Raw genomic sequence first — 18,983 nt, 5'->3', positions numbered from 1 at the left:
ATGGCTGACATATCCGAGAAGAACGAAGTGAACCTGCGGGTGTGGCGTGGCGACGCAGGCGGCGGCGAGCTGCGGGACTACACCGTTGAGGTGAATGACGGCGAGGTGGTGCTCGACATCATCCACCGGCTGCAAGCCACCCAAGCCGGCGACCTCGCCGTGCGGTGGAACTGCAAGGCCGGTAAGTGCGGGTCGTGCTCGGCAGAGATCAACGGCCGCCCCCGCCTGATGTGCATGACCCGAATGTCGACGTTCGACCCCGCCGAGACGGTGACCATCACGCCGATGCGCACGTTTCCGGTGATGCGCGACCTGGTGACCGACGTGTCGTTCAATTACGAAAAGGCGCGCCAGATCCCGTCGTTCACGCCGCCCAAGGACCTGCAGCCCGGAGAGTATCGGATGCAGCAGGAGGATGTGAACCGCTCGCAGGAGTTCCGCAAGTGCATCGAGTGCTTCCTGTGCCAGAACGTGTGTCACGTGGTGCGTGATCACGAGGAGAACAAGGAGAATTTCGCAGGTCCGCGTTTCCACATGCGCATCGCCGAGTTGGACATGCATCCGTTGGACACCGTGGACCGCAAAGACATGGCGCAAGACGATTTCGGGCTCGGCTACTGCAACATCACCAAGTGCTGCACCGAGGTTTGCCCCGAGCACATCAAGATCACCGACAACGCGCTGATCCCGATGAAGGAACGGGTGGCCGACCGCAAATACGACCCGATCGTGTGGCTGGGGAACAAACTCTTCCGGCGATGAACCTGAGCTTGCGAAGGTGAAGAGCGGAAGCAGACCCTGAAGCCGGCGATGAACCTGAGCTTGCGAAGGTGAAGAGCGGAAGCAGACCCTGAAGCCGGCGATAGGTCGGTGCCCTGGTTTTGTCAGCGATCGCGGGTACCCTCGCAGTAGCGGCCAGTCAACGATGAGAGGCAGCCACAATGATGCGAGAAACCACCAGCGTCAACAACATTCGCACAGCCATCCGTGAGCTCGGTGCTCGTGCAGACCTCGCGCGCAAAGAAGGCCGCGAGGCAGACGCCAAGGAATTGGAGCAACGGGTCCAGGGCTACCGCGAGCAGCTCGCAGCGCGGCCCTAGCTGCCGAGCCGACGGAACGTGCTGCGGTGAAACACGATCGGTGCCACTTCTTCGTGGACGGTCAGTGAGCTGACCCGCAGCACCACGATGGTGTGGTCACCGGCGGGCACCAGTTGCTCGATGGCGCTCTCCAGCCACACGCTGGTGCCGTCGATGAAGACTGCACCCCCGTCGGTCGACACCGTGGTCAAGCCGGCGAACCGGTCTCCGGTCTTGGCAGCCAGCGTGCGCGCGGCGGCGTCATGCGCCTCGCCGAGCACACTGATGCCCAGCAGTGGCAGGTCCTTGAGCTTGGGCCAGGTGGTCGAGTTGTTCTGGACGCAGAACGACACCAGCGGCGGGTCCAGCGACACCGGCACGAACGTGCTGGCCGCCAGCCCTATCCGGGTGCCGTCCACCTCGGCGGCGATGGCGATGACCCCTGACGGGAAGTGGCCGAAGGCCTCCCGCAGGTTGGTTGGAGACAGGTCGCTGCGTGCACTCATCGCTTCTGAACCTACGCGATCCCGGTGCCAGTGGCATCAGCAAAAATCCCCGTGATCGGAACCCTCACCGAGGCGACCACCGGCCGGTTTCCACCGCCGGCGGGTTGTCCGACCGCATGGGTACGTCCAGACCGTCATAGATGGCGGGTTTCTGCTGCGCCAGCCACGGCAGCGCCCCCAGCAGGCGGTTGGCAGCGGTGGTGTTGCCACCGTCAGCCCTGGTACCGCCGGGGACATCGGCACGGACCGTGATCGTCAAGTCGGGGTCGCCGTGCACGACCACCCGGTGATCACCGGCGCCCTGGTCGGGCTGGGGCCAGTCCGGCGCACAGGACGCGTCGATGCGAGTGATGTGGTCGATGACGATGCGCGGCCGGCCGGCCGCCTTGCCTATCACCTTCAACCAAAACGCTCCCTGCGTTCCTGCTTCGAAGTGCCCCATCACGTTGTCGACGGCGGTCTCCAGCGGCCGTCGTTCCAACTCTTCGGTGATCTCGTCGATGTCGAGGCCCAACCCACGCCCGATCAGGCGGACGTTGCCGCCCCAGACCATGGTCGGGATGGACGGCAGCAGCATCATCGGCGTGTCGTTCAGCGACTTACCGAAACCACACAACTCGCGCACCGAGTACGGCTGGTCATAGGTGGAGTAGTCGAAGATCTCCTGACAGTGGATGGTGTCGATTCGGGTGCACAGCCCGGCCGCGATGACCGCCAGCGCGTCATTGCCCCAGCCCGGGTCGACGCCGCTGACGAACAGCGACACACCACCGGCCTCGGCCGCCTGGCTGAGCCGGTCCCGCAGTTCGGCGGGCGCCGAGGTGGGGTCGTAGAGCGAGTACAGCGCCGGGGTGACGACATGCACACCCGCGCGCAGGCACCGCTCGATGTCGGCGGCCGCGTCGTCGGGGCGGATGTCCCCGGAGGCCATGTAGGCCACCGCGTCACACTCCGCCAGAACCGGGCCTGCATCGGTCGTGGCGAGGATGCCGGTGACGTCGTCCAGACCGGCGAACGTCGCCGCGTCGGTACCCACTTTGTCGTGCGACGACGTGATCACTCCGGACAGTGCCAATCCGGGGAACGCGAGTAGCGAACGGATGGCCGTGGAGCCCATATTGCCGGTTCCCCACACTGCGACACGTAGCTGCATGCGGCTCACGGTAACCCACTCTGGCCTGCGAAATCTCTCTTTTGACGGTCGTCAACAGCGCGCCAGGCCAACCAGTGGGTTGATTAGTGGACTGAACTAGCTCACACAGACTTGCGTTTGGGTTACCGGTGGGTATAGTTGGAGGAGTTACTGGTGGGTAACTTACGCCCAGTACCCAACCGGAAAGCTTGCCCAGCCTGAGTGGATTCTCATCGAGGAGGAAGCACGTGAGCCACTACAAGTCCAATGTTCGCGACCAGGAATTCAACCTCTTCGAGGTACTCGGGGTCGACAAGACCCTTGGTGACGGCCCCTACGCCGATCTGGACGTCGACACCGCGCGCGAGATGCTGCACGAGATGGCGCGTCTGGCCGAAGGCCCCATCGCCGAGTCCTTCGTCGACGGCGACCGCAATCCCCCGGTGTTCGACCCGGAGACCCACACCGTCAAGCTGCCCGACGCATTCAAGAAGTCGATGCGCACGCTGCTCGAGGGCGGCTGGGACAAGGTCGGCCTGGCCGAGGAACTCGGCGGCATGCCCATGCCGAATGCCTTGCAGTGGGCCCTGATCGAGCATGTCCTCGGCGCCAACCCGGCGGCCTACATGTACGCCATGGGCTCGGGCATGTGCGAGATCTTCTACAACAACGGCACCGACGAGCAGAAGAAGTGGGCAGTGCTCGGCGCCGAGCGCGGCTGGGGCGCCACCATGGTGCTCACCGAGCCCGATGCCGGCTCCGACGTGGGCGCCGGCCGCACCAAGGCCGTCAAGCAGGAAGACGGCTCCTGGCACATCGACGGCGTGAAGCGTTTCATCACCTCGGCGGACTCCGACGACCTGTTCGAGAACATCATGCATCTGGTGCTGGCCCGCCCCGAGGGCGCGGGCCCCGGCACCAAGGGCCTGTCGCTGTTCTTCGTGCCGAAGTTCCACTTCGACCACGAGACCGGCGAGCCCGGTGAGCGCAACGGCGTCTTCGTCACCAACGTCGAACACAAGATGGGTCTCAAGGTCTCCACCACCTGCGAGCTGACGTTCGGTCAGCACGGGGTGCCGGCCAAGGGCTGGCTGGTCGGCGAGGTGCACGACGGCATTGCGCAGATGTTCGACGTCATCGAGCAGGCCCGAATGATGGTGGGCACCAAGGCTATTGCCACGCTGTCCACCGGCTACCTGAACGCTCTGGCCTACGCCAAGGATCGCGTCCAGGGTGCCGACCTGACCCAGATGACCGACAAGACCGCGCCGCGCGTCACCATCACACACCACCCCGATGTGCGACGTTCGCTGATGACGCAGAAGGCATACGCCGAGGGTCTGCGGGCGCTGTACCTGTTCACCGCCACCCACCAGAACGCCGAAGTGGCCAAGGCCCTGCACGGTATCGAGCCCGAGCTCGCCGCCAAGGTCAACGACCTGATGCTGCCCATCGTCAAAGGCGTGGGCTCCGAGCAGGCTTACGCCAAGCTCACCGAGTCCCTGCAGACCTTCGGCGGGTCCGGCTTCCTGCAGGACTACCCAATCGAGCAGTACATCCGCGACGCCAAGATCGACTCGCTGTACGAGGGCACCACGGCCATCCAGGCGCAGGACTTCTTCTTCCGCAAGATCGTCCGCGACAAGGGTGTGGCACTGGCTCACGTCGCAGGCCAGATCGAACAGTTCATCAAGAACGAGTCGGGCAACGGCCGGCTCAAGACCGAGCGTGAACTGCTGGCCACCGCCTTGACCGACGTCCAGGGCATGGCCGCCTCACTCACCGGGTACCTGATGGCAGCTCAGGAAGACGCCGCCAGCATCTACAAGGTGGGCACCGGTTCGGTGCGCTTCCTGATGGCCGTCGGCGACCTGATGATCGGCTGGCTGCTGGCCCGCCAGGCCGCCGTGGCCATTGCGGCTCTCGACGCCGGGGCCACGGGCGCGGACAAGTCCTTCTACGACGGCAAGGTCGCGGTGGCGTCGTTCTTCGCGAAGAACTTCCTGCCGCTGCTGACCAGCACCCGGGCCGTGATCGAGAACATCGACAACGACATCATGGAGCTCGACGAAGCCGCGTTCTGATTCGGCTGGTACGCGAAAACCCCCGCCTCGGCGGGGGTTTTTGTGTTTCGGGGGACGTTTGTTCCGCTAGAGCGGTGGCTGACCAGGCCGGCGGAAACCGCCGCCGGAATCCCCTCGGCTCCAGCGGCGGCACCTTCCAACCACAAAACCGAATGTGGTGAGGAAAGAGGATGCCCCGTGTTGCCGTCGGGTCGGGGGGTCAGACGGCAACACGGAGCTATCCGGTACATCGCTTACCCGAAGCGGTGCGTTACAAACTCCCGAAGGTTTTTTCAACTTTTTTCAGCAAATTCCCGAATGCTCCTGACATCAGGCTTCGAGGATCGCAGTAACGCCCTGCCCGCCGGCGGCGCAGATGGAGATGAGGCCGCGCACCGGCTGGCCCGTCGCTTTCTTGCGCTCGGCCAACTGCTTGGCCAACTGAGCGACGATCCGACCGCCGGTCGCGGCGAACGGGTGCCCGGCCGCCAACGACGAGCCGTTGACGTTCAGCTTGCTGCGGTCGATGGAGCCCAGCGCCTGATCCAGCCCCAGGCGCTCCTTGCAGTACTCGTCGGACTCCCAGGCCGCCAGCGTGGCCAGCACCACCGAGGCGAAGGCTTCGTGGATCTCGTAGAAGTCGAAATCCTGCAGGGTGAGGCCGTTGCGCGCCAGCAACCGCGGTACCGCATACGTGGGCGCCATCAGCAGGCCGTCGGCGCCGCTCACGTAGTCCACGGCGGCAGTTTCGGCGTCGACGAAGTACGCCAACGGCTCGTGCCCATGCTCGGCGGCCCACTCTTCACTGGACAACAGGGCCACCGACGCACCGTCGGTCAGCGGGGTGGAGTTGCCTGCGGTCATGGTCGCGTCGCCATTACGCACGCCGAACACCGGGCGCAGCTTGGCCAGCTTTTCCGCGGTGGAGTCGGCCCGCAGGTTGTTGTCGCGGTAAAGGCCGAGGAACGGCGTCACCAGGTCGTCGAAGAACCCGCGGTCGTAAGCGGCAGCCATGTTCTGGTGGCTGGCAGCGGCCAGCGCATCCTGGTCTACGCGCTTGATGCCCATCTGCTTGGCGGTGACGGCGGCGTGCTCGCCCATGGACATCCCGGTGCGAGGTTCGCCGTTGGTGGGGATCTCCACCCCCAGCGCCGCGGGCAGCTTGCCAACCAATTTGAGGCGGTCGACGTTCGACTTCGCCCGGCGCAGCCCCAGCAGCACCTGACGCAGGTTGTCGCCGAAGGCGATGGGCGCATCGGAGGTGGTGTCCACCCCACCCGCAGCTCCCGACTCGTACTGCCCCAGCGCGATGGCGTTGGCGACGGCGATCGCGGCCTGCAGACCGGTGCCACAGGCCTGCTGAAGGTCGTAGGCCGGCGTGTAGGGCGACAGCTTGGAACCCAACACACATTCGCGCATCAGGTTGAAGTCGCGCGAGTGCTTGAGCACCGCACCGCCGACAACCGCACCCAGACGTTCACCGGCGAGACCGAAACGGTCCACCAGCCCGTCCAGGGTTGCGGTGAACATGTCCTGGTTGGATGCCTCGGCATATGCGCCGTCGGACCGCGCGAACGGGATCCGGTTGCCACCGAGGACGGCCACCCTGCGGCGGGTCTGGCTGTTCGAACTGGTCACGGGAACCTCCGTCTAGACGTCACGTGTGGTGTTTACCCTCATACTACCGAGCTATATTACTCTGGAGTAAGTTCGTTGTGGACATCACCTGGACAAGACACGAGAGGCAGGCCTGTGGCTTCCGATCTGTTCTCACAAATCGTCAACTCGGCACCCGGCTCCATCCTCGCCAAACAACTCGGCGTGCCGCAGCCGGAGACGCTACGCCGGTACAAACCCGGCGAACCCGCACTGGCCGGCCCGCTGCTGATCGGCGGCGAAGGACGCATTGCCGAGCCCATGCGTACGGCGCTGGCGCAGGATTACGACCTCGTGGGCGACAACCTGGGAGGTCGCTGGGCCGACCAGTTCGGGGGGCTGCTGTTCGACGCCACCGGCATCACCACCCCGGTCGGACTCAAGGCGCTACACCAGTTCTTCACACCCCTGCTGCGCAATGTGGGCCGATCCGGGCGCATCGTCGTGGTCGGCACCACCCCTGACTCCATCACCTCCGTCGACGAACGGATCGCCCAGCGCGCGCTCGAAGGCTTCACCCGCTCGCTGGGCAAGGAACTGCAGCGCGGCGCCACCATCGGCCTGGTGTATCTGTCCCCCGATGCCAAGCCCGGGGTCACCGGTCTGGAATCCACACTGCGATTCCTGCTGTCGGCGAAGTCGGCCTATGTCGACGGGCAGGTCTTCTACGTCGGCAGCGCGGACTCCACGCCGCCGGCCGACTGGGACAAGCCTCTGGCCGGCAAGGTCGCCATCGTGACCGGCGCCGCCCGCGGTATCGGCGCCACCATCGCCGAGGTGTTCGCCCGTGACGGCGCGAAGGTGGTTGCCGTGGACGTCGAGAACGCCGCCGATGCCCTCGCCGAGACCGCCGCCAAGGTGGACGGCACCGCACTGGCGCTGGACGTCACCGCCGAGGATGCCGTGCAGCGCATCACCGAACACCTGACCGAGCACTACGAGGATTTTTCGGGCGGCCGGGCTCACATTCTGGTCAACAACGCGGGCATCACCCGCGACAAGCTGCTGGCAAACATGGACGACGCCAAGTGGGACTCGGTGATCGCGGTGAATCTCCTTGCCCCGCAACGACTTGCCGAGGGGCTGGTGGGCAACGGCAGCATCGGCGAAGGCGGGCGCATCGTCGGCCTGTCCTCGATGGCCGGCATCGCGGGCAACCGCGGCCAGACCAACTACGCCGCCACCAAGGCCGGAATGATCGGCATGACCCAGGCGCTGGCGCCGTCGTTCGCCGACAAGGGCATCACCATCAACGCCGTCGCTCCCGGCTTCATCGAGACCAAGATGACCGACGCCATCCCGCTGGCCACCCGCGAGGTCGGTCGCAGGCTGAACTCACTGTTTCAGGGCGGCAAACCTGTCGACGTGGCCGAGGCCATTGCCTACTTCGCCAGCCCCGCATCCAATGCCGTGACCGGCAACACCATCCGGGTGTGCGGCCAGGCCATGTTGGGAGCGTGAGATGTCAGAGCAGCCGAACGGACTGCTGAACATGGCTCGAGCGGCGGCGGGCGCACTGCCGTTCGTGCGTCGCGGCGACAGCCTGCCGGAGCGCACCCTGAGCCTTGATGAACTGACAATCGACCGAGCCCATGTGGCCAGGTACGCCGCCGTGACAGGCCTGCGATACGGCGACACCGTGCCGCTGACCTACCCGTTTGCGCTCACCTTCCCGTCCGTGATGTCGCTGCTGACGGCTTTCGATTTCCCCTTCGCCGCAATGGGTTCGGTGCATGTGGAGAACACGATCACCCAGTACCGGCCGATCGCTGTCACCGACACCGTTGGTGTCAGGACACACGCGGAGAACCTGCGCGAGCACCGCAAGGGCCTGTTGGTGGACGTCGTCACCGAAGTCAGCGTCGGCAACGAACTGGCCTGGCACCAGATCACCACGTTCTTGCACCAACAGCGCACCAGCCTGTCCGACGAACCCAAGGCACCGCCACGCAAGCAGCAGAAGCTGCCTTCGCCGCAGGGTCTGCTGAAGATCACGCCGGGACAGATCCGCCGCTACGCATCAGCGGGCGGGGACCACAACCCCATCCACATCAGCCCCATCGCCGCCAAACTGTTCGGATTCCCGACGGTGATCGCACACGGAATGTTCAGCGCGGCAGCCGTGCTGGCGAACATCGAGGGCCAGCTGCCGGACGCGGTGAGCTATCACGTCAAGTTCGGCAAGCCGGTGATCCTGCCTGCCACCGCAGGTGTGTACATCGACCGGGTGGACAGTGGCTGGGACATCTCACTGCTGAACCTGAAGAAGGGCTATCCACACCTGACCGCAACGGTGCGCGGGCTGTAGTCAGGCCACGCAGCGGAATCCGATGTGGGTGGTGGCGCTGTCCTGCGATTGCGGTGACCGCGCCGCGGGCCGGTAGCGGTGGCAGTACTCCGGAGCGCACAGGTGTGAACCGCCCTTGAGTGCCTGGTTCACCGACGGATCGGCATCGGGCGGCGCCGGACAGCAGCCGCCGCCTCGGTGCCGGGAGTCGAACCGGGTGGTGGTCCACTCCCATACGTTGCCGATCATGTCGACCAACCCGAAACCGTTCGGCGGAAACGTTCCCACCGGGGAGGTGCCGCGAAATCCGAGGGCTCCGTCGTTGGCGTAGGGGAACCGGCCCTGCCAGGTATTGGCCATCAACCGTCCCCCGGGTGCCGCCTCGTCACCCCACGCGTAAGTGGTGCTCGCCCCGGCTCGGGCCGCGTACTCCCACTCCGCTTCGCTGGGCAGTCGCCGGCCCGCCCAGGCCGCGTACGCCGCCGCGTCCGAGTAGGCCACCTGTACCACCGGATGATCCTGCCGGTCGGCAACGGTGGACTCCGGACCAAACGGGTGTTTCCAGCATGCGCCGGGTACCCACGTCCACCACTGTCGCCAGTCGCGCAGGTTCACCGGGCCCGATGTCTGGTGGAACACCAGCGCACCTGGAAGCAGATCAGCTTGTGCCACACCGGGGTACAGCGCCGGGTCAAGCGGCCGCTCGGCAACCGTGACATAACCGGTGTCGTCAACGAAGTCGGCGAACTGGGCGTTGGTGACGGGATGCCGCTCGATGCTGAAGGCGGCCACCGTCACAGCGTGCACGGGCCCCTCTTCGGGATAGAACCGCGTCGCGCCCATCTGGTAAGTGCCCCCAGGCAGCGCGACCAGCTCACTGAGCATTCGGCTTGCCCTTGAGGCCGCGCCAGAACAGGTTGATCATCAATTCCGAAGCGTCATCGACGTCCACGTCACCGGTGCTCACCCGCGCCGCCACCGCCTCGCCCGCACCCACCAGAGCGATGGCCATCATCTGGAAGTCGGTGTCCGGCTCCGGGTTTCGAGTGCCCGCACTGAGCAGCCGCGCCACCAGGTCGATGATCCGCTCACGGCCCTCACGCACGGTGTGGGCGAACGCCGTGGAACTGGTGGCCTGGGTGTACAGCACGATCCACGAGGCCCGGTTGGCGTCGATGTAGCGCAGGAACGACAGAATGGTGTTGCGCAGCATGTCTTTCGGAGGCAGCGTGAAGTCGACGTCGGCACGCACCGCCTCCACGAAACGGCTCAACTCCCGCGTCAGGCAGGCCCCGAAGAGTTCCTCTTTGGAGCCGTAGTAGAGATACAGCATCGGCTTGGAGATCTCCGCCTTGGCAGCGATGGCGTCCATGGACGTCTCGTGATAGCCGTTGACGGAGAACACCTGCACGGCCGCGTCAAGCATCTGTTGCTCACGGACCGCCCGCGGCAGCCGCTTCGTCCCACCAGCCATGGGATCAGGCTAGTCCGGTCGCCGAGGCGGCAGCCGGACTCCCCCAGCGAAGCAAGGTAAAGAGCCGGGGAAGGCGGGCCGGACTACAAAGAGCTCAGTCCGGTCGCCGAGGCGGCAAGAGCTCAGCCGCCGCAGCGGGCATTGGGTCCCTTCAACTGAGCCATGCGCGCCACCGAGGCGTCCACCGCGGCCATCGACAGTTCGCCGGAGGCCACTGCCTGCTCCAGTCGGTCCAGCACCGCAGGCACCTCCGAGGTCGACAACCACAGGGCGGTGTCGGCGCCGGCCTGCAGCGCACCCAGCACGGCGTCGGGCACGCCGACGCGGTCACTGATGGCCTGCATGCCGGACAGGTCGTCGGTGAAGACGGGCCCGTTGAACGGCGGTCCGCCGTAGCCCCCGCTGCGCAGCAGTTGGTAGGCCGCCGGGCTGAGGCTGGCCGGCGTGGCACCCGTCAGCCCCGGCACCTCCAGATGGCCGACCATGACCGCCACCGGCGCCTGTGTGGTCAACGTGCGGTAGGGCACCAAGTCGGAGGCCAACAGCGCCTCCAGCGGCGGCGTCGTCACCGCGCCGGTGTGCGAATCACCAGAACCGTTGCCGTGCCCGGGGAAGTGCTTGAGTACCGGCAACACCCCGGCGTCGCGCAGCCCGCGCGCATAGGCGCCGGCGAACTCGGTCACCACGGCGGCATCTGACCCGAAGGAGCGGTCCCCGATGACGGTGTCGGCACCGGCGCCGGTCACGTCCACCACCGGCGCGAAGTCGATGGTGATGCCCAGCCCTCGCATCGCCCGGCCCCGCTCGAGCGCAATCTGGTAGACCTGCTCGGGCGTGTTGCTCGCCGCCAGTGACCGCGCCGACGGCTGGGACCCGATCAGCCCGGACAAGCGCGAGACCCGGCCCCCCTCCTCGTCGACGCTGACCGCCACCGGCATCGGTCCGGAGATGTCGTTCAGGGCAGCCGCGGTGCCGTCGGTGAGCATCGACTTGTCGGTCCAACTGCCCACGAAGATGCCGCCGACATGATGGTCGGCGACCACCGCCCGGGCGTCGGCGCCGCCGGCAACCCCCACCATCAGCAGCTGGGCCAGCTTGTCGCGGGTCGACATGGTCGCGACCGGATCACCGCAGGCCGCCGGTACGGGCGCCGCCGGAACCGGGTTGGACAGCGGGGTGGACTGTGGGGTGGTCACCTGTTCCTGTACGGGCGCCGCGACCTCGGTGGGTGCTTGCGCCGCAGGTGAACAGGCCCCCAACAGCACGGGAAGCGCGGCCAGGGACAGCAGTGTCCGGGTCAGAACCATGCCCTCACTGTTGCATGCGGGCCACCACGTCTGAAAGCTGTTGCCCCCACGCCTGGTCAACGGACCTGCGATCATGAGGCATGACGGTCTTGATGATCGCCTATGACGGCACCCACAATGCGCGCCGCGCAGTCCTCTACGCGGGCCGATTTCTCTCGCGCGGCAGTGCCGCAGATCGAGCCGTGGTGCTGACTGTCTGGGAGCCGATGCGCGGCAGCACCGACTCCGTGAGCATCGACCTCGACGGCCCTCCTGACCTGCTGGACGAGGACGATCTGGACATCGCCTTCGCCGACGCGCAGCGCACCAATGACGAAGGAGCCGAGCTGGCCCGCGAGGCCGGCTTGAATGCAGAGACACTGGTGGTGGCGATATCGGGGACGGTGTGGCGCACCATCATCGACGCCGCCGACAAACTGGACGCCGATCTCATCGTCACCGGAACCCGCGGTACCACCGGTGTGCGTTCGCTGATCCAGTCCAGTGTCGCCGACCGCGTACTGCGCCACGGCGGCCGTCCGGTGCTGATCGTCCCACCGGGGCAGTGACCCGGCCATGCTAGGTTGGCGGGCGTTCTTGGATTTGTGTGTCCGACCGTCCGACCAGCCGCTGAGGAGAGCCCCGCATGACCCGGTTCGTGGTGCCAGCTGCAGCCAGCATCGTGGTCGGTCTGCTGCTCGGTGCGGCCGCGGTGTTCGGCGTGACGCTGATGGTGCAGCAGGACACCAAGCCGCCACTGGTGGCAGGCGATCCGGCGTCCTCGGTGCTCAACCGCGTCGAGTACGGCGACCGCGGCTGACCTGAGCACTCAAGCAGGGGTCCTACCGGGAGGACTTTCCCGGCGTTGGCTCTGCCTCGTCGGCGCCGTCTCACTGGCGCTGTCGTTCGCCCAAGCCCCTGGCCTGATCTCCCCGGACACCAAACTCGATCTCACCGCCAATCCCCTGCGGTTCCTGGCCCGTGCGGCCAACCTGTGGAACAGCGACCTGCCGTTCGGGCAGGCGCAGAACCAGGCCTACGGCTACCTGTTCCCCCACGGCGCGTTCTTCCTGGCCGGCGATGTTGTCGGGCTGCCCGCCTGGGTGATCCAACGGCTGTGGTGGGCGCTGCTGCTGGCCGCCGGGTTCTGGGGTTTGTTACGGGTGGCCGAGGCGCTGCGCATCGGTACGACGGCCTCACGGGTGGTGGCGGCAGCGGCGTTCGCGCTGTCCCCGCGCGTGCTCACCACCCTGGGCTCGATCTCCTCGGAAACCTTGCCGATGATGCTGGCCCCGTGGGTGCTGCTACCGGTGATCCTGGCATTGCGCGGCGACTCGGGGCGTTCACTGCGGGTGCTGGCCGCCCGCGCCGGGATCGCGCTGGCCTTGATGGGTGCGGTGAACGCCGTCGCCACCTTCACCGCCTGTCTGCCCGCAGTCGTGTGGTGGGCCTGCCACCGGCCCAACCGCGTCTGGCTGCGCTTCAGCGGCTGGTGGCTGCTGTGCAGCGCGCTGGCCGTGGCGTGGTGGGTGGTGGCGCTGCTGTCGCTGGGCCGGATCAGCCCACCTTTCCTGGACTACATCGAATCCTCGGGTGTCACGACGCAGTGGACCTCGCTGACGGAGATGCTGCGCGGCACCGCGGCGTGGACGCCGTTCGTGGCGCCGGGCGCCACCGCGGGCACCTCGCTGGTGACCGGGCCGGTGGCGGTGCTGGCCACCACATTGGTGGCGGCGGCGGGCCTGGCAGGTCTGGCGCTGCGGAGCATGCCTGCCCGCGGCCGGGTGGTGACGGTGCTTCTGGTCGGTCTGGTGCTGATGGGGCTGGGTTATGCGGGCGGCCTGGGGTCCCCGATCGCAAACCAGGTCCAGCTGTTCCTCGACGACGCCGGCGCCCCGCTGCGCAACGTACACAAGTTCGAACCCCTGCTGCGGCTGCCGATCGCCCTGGGCCTGGCGCATCTGCTGGGCCGGGTGCCGATGAGCGTGCGGTCCTTTGCCCACCCCGAGAAGAACAAGCGGGTGGCGGTGGGCATCGTGGTGCTGACCGCGGTGGCGGTGGCGACGTCGTTGGCGTGGACGGGACGGCTGACCCCGCCGGGAACCTTCACCGCGATTCCGTCCTACTGGCACGAAACCGCAGATTGGCTGGACACCAACAACACCGAGCGCGGACGGGTGCTGGTGGCACCCGGTTCACCGTTCGCCACCCAGGTGTGGGGCAGCAGCCACGACGAACCGCTGCAGGTCCTGGGCGACAGCCCCTGGGGTGTGCGCGACTCCATACCGCTGACCCCGCCGCAGACCATCCGCGCCCTGGATTCGGTGCAGCGATTGTTCGCGGCGGGCCGGCCGTCGGCAGGTCTGGCCGATACCCTTGCCCGCCAAGGTATCTCGTACGTCGTCGTCCGTAACGATCTGGACCCGGACACGTCACGGTCGGCCCGCCCGATCCTGGTGCATCGCGTCATGGACAACTCACCGGGACTGGAGAAGGTGGCGCAGTTCGGTGACCCGGTGGGGCCCGGCACGCTGGAGGGTTTCATCAGTGACAGCGGCCTGCGGCTGCGATACCCGGCAGTGGAGATCTACCGGGTGTCCGGCGGTTCCAGCGCTCCTTATCTGGCCGACGCTGACACGATGGCCCGGGTGGACGGAGGCCCAGAGTCGCTACTGCGTCTCGACGAGCGCCGCCGTCTGCTGGGCCAGCAGCCACTGGGCCCGACGCTGCTGACCGGCGACGCCCTGGCCGCCGGGTTGACGGCTCCGGTGGTGACGGTCACCGACACCCCGGTGGCGCGGGAGACCGACTACGGCCGCGTCGACGACCACTCGTCGGCGATCCTGGCTGACGGCGATCCGCGGCATACCCACAACCGGGTCCGCGACTACCCCTCCCCTGGTCAGGAGCTGGTCTACGGCGGCTGGGACGGTGGCCGTATCAGCGTGTCCAGCTCAGCCGCGGACTCCACCGCCCTGCCCGACGTGGCGCCCGCCTCCGGTCCGCCCGCCGCCATCGACTCCGACTCCGCCACCAGCTGGGTGTCCAATGCCCTGCAGGCTGCGGTGGGCCAATGGCTGCAAGTGGACTTCGATCATCCGGTCACCAACGCCACCATGACCCTGACCCCCAGCGCCTCGACGCTGGGGGCGCAGGTGAACCGACTCCAGGTGTCCACCGCCAACGGCACCACCAGCGTCGGCGTCGACGAACCGGGAACCCCGGTGACCGTGGCCCTGCCCTACGGCGAGACGCCCTGGGTTCGCGTCACTGCCATCAGCACCGTCGACGGATCCGGTGGAGTGCAGTTCGGCATCACCGATCTGGCCGTCACGCAGTACGACGCATCCGGCTTCGCACATCCGGTGAATCTGCGGCACACCGCGCTGGTGCCGGGCCCACCCGACGGTGCAGAGGTGGCGATGTGGGACCTGGGTTCGGAGTTGTTGGGCCGCCCCGGCTGCGTAGACACCCCCGACGGGGTGCACTGCGCGTCCCCGCTGTCGTTGTCACCCGAGGAGCTGGGCAGCCTCAGCAGGACACTGACTGTGCCAGAAGAGATTTCACTCACTCCGCAGGTGTGGGTGCGGCCGCGTCAGGGACCTGAACTGGCCAATCTGATCCGCCAGCCAGGCACTGCCCGCGCCGACGGAGACGCCGACTCGTTCGACGTGCTGGGGACGGCGTATGCCGCCGCGGACGGCGATCCCCGCACCTCGTGGACGGCACCCCAGGGGGTGGTGCAACAGCGGACTTCCCCGACGCTGACGTTGACGCTGCCCGAGCCGACGCTGGTGAGTGCCGTCGAACTCACCCCCAGCGCTTCACCGCTGCCCACCCACCCGTCGTTGGTGGCCGTCGATCTGGGCAACGGCCCGCAGGTACGCAGCATGGAACCCGACGGAGCCCAGACGCTGGAGCTGAGTCCAGCCGTCACCAACACCATCAGGATCAGCCTGCTGGACTGGGCCGACGTGATCGACCGCACCGCACTGGGATTCGATCAGGTGAAACCACCAGGCCTGGCCGAGGTGGTGGCGCTGCGGCCCGACGGTAGCCCCATCGCCGCGGCCGACGCCGACACGAACCGGATGCGCTCGGTGACGATTCCGTGCGGCGAGGGCCCGGTGATCGGCGCGGCGGGCCGGTTCCTGCAGACCTCGGTGTCCACCACTGTCGGGGCGCTGCTCGACGGCGGGCCGATCGCCGCGCAGGTGTGCGACCGCACGCCGCTGACGCTGCCCGCCGGACAGCAGGAGGTGCTGGTCAGCCCCGGCAAGGCATTCTTCGTCGACGGCATCCAGCTGACGGGACCCGCCTTCGCCACGCTGCCCAGCCCACGCACCGAGACTGCCCGCACAGGCGCCTGGGGAGCCGACCATCGAGAAGTCGACGTTGATGCCTCCGACACCGAGCGGGTGCTGGTGGTTCCCGAGAGCGTCAATCCCGGCTGGACCGCGCGCGCGGCCGACGGCAGTGCTCTGCGAGAAGTGACCGTGAACGGCTGGCAGCAGGGGTTCGTGATCCCTGCCGGGGTGCAGGGGCCGGTGACGCTGGAGTTCGGAGCCAACGGTGTGTACCGCGCCGGGCTGGCGACGGGTCTGGCGTTGTTACCGCTGCTGGTGCTGTTGGCGCTGTGGCCGGCGCGACGGGTGAGCTCCGGTGGTGCCAGGGCGTGGCATCCGGGACCGTGGATGACGGCTGCGGTGCTGGGCGTGGGCTTCCTGCTGGGGGAATCGCCGGGCTGCTGGTGTTCGCCTGCGCGGCCGGACTGTTGTGGTCATTGCGGTTGCGTCCGGTCTACTGGAAGCGGGTGACACTCGCCGGAGTCAGCGGCGGGCTGATCCTGGCTGGAGCCGTGCTGTCCCGAAATCCCTGGCGATCAGTGGACGGTTATGTGGGATTCTCCGGCGGCGTGCAGCTGCTGGCATTGATCGCGGTGGGCCTACTGGCCGCGTCGGTGGTGAGGTTCGGCGAGGATTCTGCCCACGAAGGGCGATCGGGCTTCTAGCATCGGCACGGTGGCTGAGCTGAACACCGCGCGAGGAGCCATCAACACCAGCGACCTCGGCGTGACCCTGATGCACGAGCACGTGTTCATGATGACCACGGAGATCACCCAGAACTACCCCGACGCGTTCGGCGACGAAGCCCGACGCGAAGCCGACGCCGTGGCCCGGCTGAACGAACTGAAGTCCCGCGGGGTGGACACCATCGTGGACCTCACGGTGATCGGGCTGGGTCGCTACATCCCTCGCATCGCCCGCATCGCCGCGCAGACCGAGCTGAACATCGTCGTCGCCACCGGGTTGTACACCTTCAACGACGTCCCGATGTACTTCCACTATCTCGGACCCGGCGCCGAACTCGGTGGTCCCGAGATCATGACCGACATGTTCGTCCGTGATATCGAAGAGGGCATTGCCGGCACCGGGATCAAGGCCGCAATCCTGAAGTGCCACGGACAAACCCGGCGTCACTCCCGGCGTCGAGCGAGTGCTGCGGGCGGTGGCCGCCGCACACCGGCGCACCGGGGTGCCGATCTCCACGCACACCCACGCCGAGACCCGTCGCGGTCTCGAACAGCAGAAGATCTTCGCCGAGGAGGGAGTGGACCTGTCGCGGGTGGTGATCGGGCACTGCGGCGACACCACCGATCTGGACTACCTCGAGGAGCTCATCGCCGCCGGCTCCTACATCGGCATGGATCGCTTCGGCATCGACGTCTACCTGCCGTTCGAAGACCGGGTGAACACCGTCGCGCAGATGTGTGCGCGCGGGCACGCCGACAAGATGGTGCTCTCGCACGACGCGGCCTGCTACTTCGACGCCCTGCCCGAGGAGACCATTCCCGTCGCGCTGCCCAACTGGCACTACCTGCACATCCACACCGACGTCATCCCGGCCCTGCTGGAGCGCGGTGTCACCCAGGAGCAGATCGACACCATGCTGATCACCAACCCGCGCACCATCTTCGAGCGCAGCGGCGGCTACTGAGATGACCGACACCATCCCGGTGCAACTGGCTGCCCTGGCCGCCGCGGCTCCCGACGCCCCGGCGGTCACCTGCGGTGGCCGCACCCTGAGCCGCATCGAGTTGGAGCGGTCCACCAACCAGCTGGCGCGCGCCTACTCTTCGTTGGGCGTTGAGCAAGGATCCTATGTGACTGTGGCGGTGGATAATTCGATCGAGTGGCTGCAGTCGGTGATCGCCTGCTGGAAGTTGGGCGCGGTGCCCCAGCCGCTGTCGCCGCGCTTGCCCGACGCCGAGTACGCGGCGCTGTTGGACCTGGTGCCGCGGGCCCTGGTGGTGGGGCGGCCCGATCCGCGGGGGCTGGCGATGTACGTTCCCGCGGGCCACGAGTCGGCGGAGTCCTGCGACCCGCTGCCCGAAGTGGAATCACCGGTGTGGAAGGCGATGGCCTCCGGCGGCAGCACCGGGCGGCCGAAGCTGATCGAAGCCGGTGGCGGTAGCCGGGTTCCGGCGGCGATCGGTTATCCCCTGGGCGCCGAACCCGGCGACGTGAACCTTGTCTCGGTTCCGTTGAGCCACAACACCGGATTCACCACCGCCGTGATGGGCCTGCTGCTGGGACACCATCTGGTGCTGATGCCCCGTTTCGAGCCGGCCGAGTTCCTCCGGTTGGTGACCGAGCACCGGGTGACGTTCCTGGCGACCGTACCGACCATCATGCAGCGACTGCTGCCGGTGTACCGGTCCTCGCCGTCGGCCTACGATCTGTCGTCGATCCGGCGCTTCTGGCATCTGGCCGCCCCGTGTCCACCGGCGGTCAAAGAGGCGTGGATCGAGCTGGTGGGTCCCGACGCGGTGTGGGAGTTATACGGCGGCACGGAGTTACAGGCACTGACGTTCATCTCCGGAACGCAGTGGCTGACCCATCGAGGTTCGGTGGGTGTGGTGGTGGCCGGGGAGATGACCGTGCTCGACGACGACGGCAGGGTGTGCGCGCCGGGTGAGGTCGGCGAGATCTACATGCGACCGGCCCCGGGAAGTTCGCCGACCTACCGGTATGTGGGCGCCTCGGCGAAGTCCCGCGACGGCTGGGATTCACTGGGTGATCTGGGCTGGTTCGACACCGAGGGTTTCCTCTATCTCAGCGATCGGCGGGTCGACATGTTCACCGTCGGCGGCCGCAACACCTACCCCGCCGAGATCGAGAACACACTGTCTGCTCATCCAGATGTGTTGTCCTGCCTGGTCGTCGGCGTTCCCCACGACGATCTGGGCCAAGTACCGTACGCACTGGTGCAGCCGCTGGGCCCGCTGAGCGCCGACGAGCTGCTGGAATTCGTCGGGTCGCGGCTGGAGAGTTACAAGGTGCCGCGAATCATCGAGTTCGTCGATCGCCCGTTGCGGGACGACGCCGGCAAGGCGCGGCGCTCCGCGGTGCGTGACGAGATCCTGGCTAGGTTGTAGTTCTGTTCCCCGCCGAGTGTGGAGTTGTGCCTCCTCTGGAGCGGTGCGGCGCGGAACAACCC

14 protein-coding genes and 2 pseudogenes are annotated in these 18,983 nt (G+C 67.1%); 10 read left to right on the top strand and 6 right to left on the bottom strand.

Annotated elements, in window-relative coordinates; genetic code table 11:
* Together BVC93_RS15505 and BVC93_RS33130 are read left to right on the top strand one after the other, a co-directional pair.
* Window positions 1–762, top strand: a complete 762-nt coding sequence (locus tag BVC93_RS15505; RefSeq protein WP_083738236.1) for a succinate dehydrogenase/fumarate reductase iron-sulfur subunit — start codon at window positions 1–3, stop codon at window positions 760–762.
* Between the two features lie 179 nt (window positions 763–941).
* Window positions 942–1,100 (top strand): hypothetical protein, encoded by a 159-nt coding sequence (locus BVC93_RS33130; RefSeq protein ID WP_157516940.1) that lies wholly within the window; start codon window positions 942–944, stop codon window positions 1,098–1,100.
* On the opposite strand, the gene BVC93_RS15500 is transcribed toward BVC93_RS33130, so the two are convergent.
* Both BVC93_RS15500 and BVC93_RS15495 read right to left on the bottom strand, forming a co-directional pair.
* Window positions 1,097–1,585, bottom strand: a complete 489-nt coding sequence (locus BVC93_RS15500; protein WP_083738235.1) for a flavin reductase family protein — start codon at window positions 1,583–1,585, stop codon at window positions 1,097–1,099. The two genes, BVC93_RS33130 and BVC93_RS15500, sit on opposite strands and share 4 nt — an antisense overlap.
* Window positions 1,586–1,649: 64 nt before the next feature.
* A complete protein-coding gene (locus BVC93_RS15495) occupies window positions 1,650–2,738 on the bottom strand; it encodes an NAD(P)H-dependent amine dehydrogenase family protein (RefSeq protein ID WP_083738234.1) in 1,089 nt (362 codons plus the stop codon).
* Between the two features lie 227 nt (window positions 2,739–2,965).
* On the opposite strand from BVC93_RS15495, the gene BVC93_RS15490 reads away from it, so the two are divergent.
* Window positions 2,966–4,801, top strand: a complete 1,836-nt coding sequence (locus tag BVC93_RS15490; RefSeq protein ID WP_083738233.1) for an acyl-CoA dehydrogenase — start codon at window positions 2,966–2,968, stop codon at window positions 4,799–4,801.
* Between the two features lie 309 nt (window positions 4,802–5,110).
* Here BVC93_RS15490 and BVC93_RS15485 read toward each other — a convergent pair whose 3' ends face one another.
* The gene (locus BVC93_RS15485) at window positions 5,111–6,418 is read right to left on the bottom strand and encodes an acetyl-CoA C-acetyltransferase (protein ID WP_083738232.1); all 1,308 of its coding nucleotides are present in this window, start codon (window positions 6,416–6,418) and stop codon (window positions 5,111–5,113) included.
* Window positions 6,419–6,532: 114 nt separating this feature from the next.
* On the opposite strand from BVC93_RS15485, the gene BVC93_RS15480 reads away from it, so the two are divergent.
* The gene (locus BVC93_RS15480; protein WP_083738231.1) at window positions 6,533–7,897 is read left to right on the top strand and encodes a 3-oxoacyl-ACP reductase; all 1,365 of its coding nucleotides are present in this window, start codon (window positions 6,533–6,535) and stop codon (window positions 7,895–7,897) included.
* A gap of 1 nt (window position 7,898) precedes the next feature.
* Window positions 7,899–8,744 (top strand): MaoC/PaaZ C-terminal domain-containing protein, encoded by an 846-nt coding sequence (locus BVC93_RS15475; protein WP_083738230.1) that lies wholly within the window; start codon window positions 7,899–7,901, stop codon window positions 8,742–8,744.
* Here the strand turns inward: BVC93_RS15475 and BVC93_RS15470 are convergent, their stop codons facing one another.
* The 3 genes from BVC93_RS15470 to BVC93_RS15460 all read right to left on the bottom strand — a co-directional run bounded on the left by BVC93_RS15470 (window position 8,745) and on the right by BVC93_RS15460 (window position 11,504).
* Window positions 8,745–9,608 carry a formylglycine-generating enzyme family protein gene (locus tag BVC93_RS15470; RefSeq protein ID WP_083738229.1) on the bottom strand — a complete coding sequence of 288 codons (864 nt, stop codon included), beginning with the start codon at window positions 9,606–9,608 and terminating at the stop codon, window positions 8,745–8,747. It abuts the gene before it with no gap.
* The gene (locus BVC93_RS15465; protein ID WP_083738228.1) at window positions 9,598–10,197 is read right to left on the bottom strand and encodes a TetR/AcrR family transcriptional regulator; all 600 of its coding nucleotides are present in this window, start codon (window positions 10,195–10,197) and stop codon (window positions 9,598–9,600) included. The genes BVC93_RS15470 and BVC93_RS15465 overlap by 11 nt, the downstream gene beginning before the upstream one ends.
* 122 nt (window positions 10,198–10,319) lie before the next feature.
* Complete coding sequence (locus tag BVC93_RS15460; RefSeq protein WP_083741084.1) at window positions 10,320–11,504, bottom strand: glycoside hydrolase family 3 N-terminal domain-containing protein; 1,185 nt, start codon at window positions 11,502–11,504, stop codon at window positions 10,320–10,322.
* A gap of 80 nt (window positions 11,505–11,584) precedes the next feature.
* Here BVC93_RS15460 and BVC93_RS15455 point away from each other — a divergent pair, with 80 nt between their 5' ends.
* From BVC93_RS15455 to BVC93_RS15435, 5 genes and pseudogenes are all read left to right on the top strand, one after another.
* The gene (locus BVC93_RS15455) at window positions 11,585–12,052 is read left to right on the top strand and encodes a universal stress protein (protein WP_083738227.1); all 468 of its coding nucleotides are present in this window, start codon (window positions 11,585–11,587) and stop codon (window positions 12,050–12,052) included.
* Between the two features lie 77 nt (window positions 12,053–12,129).
* Complete coding sequence (locus BVC93_RS15450; RefSeq protein ID WP_083738226.1) at window positions 12,130–12,303, top strand: DUF2613 domain-containing protein; 174 nt, start codon at window positions 12,130–12,132, stop codon at window positions 12,301–12,303.
* Window position 12,304: 1 nt separating this feature from the next.
* Window positions 12,305–16,494, top strand: a pseudogene (locus tag BVC93_RS15445) (alpha-(1->3)-arabinofuranosyltransferase domain-containing protein).
* 10 nt (window positions 16,495–16,504) lie between these two features.
* Window positions 16,505–17,480 (top strand): annotated as a pseudogene (locus tag BVC93_RS15440) (phosphotriesterase-related protein).
* A gap of 1 nt (window position 17,481) precedes the next feature.
* A complete protein-coding gene (locus tag BVC93_RS15435; protein ID WP_083738225.1) occupies window positions 17,482–18,921 on the top strand; it encodes an AMP-binding protein in 1,440 nt (479 codons plus the stop codon).
* The last annotated feature ends 62 nt before the right edge of the window (window positions 18,922–18,983 follow it).

This window comes from Mycobacterium sp. MS1601 (assembly GCF_001984215.1).
Lineage (GTDB): Bacteria > Actinomycetota > Actinomycetes > Mycobacteriales > Mycobacteriaceae > Mycobacterium.
The sequence above is the reverse complement of the archived record's forward strand: the minus strand, read 5'-3'. Positions and strand labels throughout refer to the sequence as shown.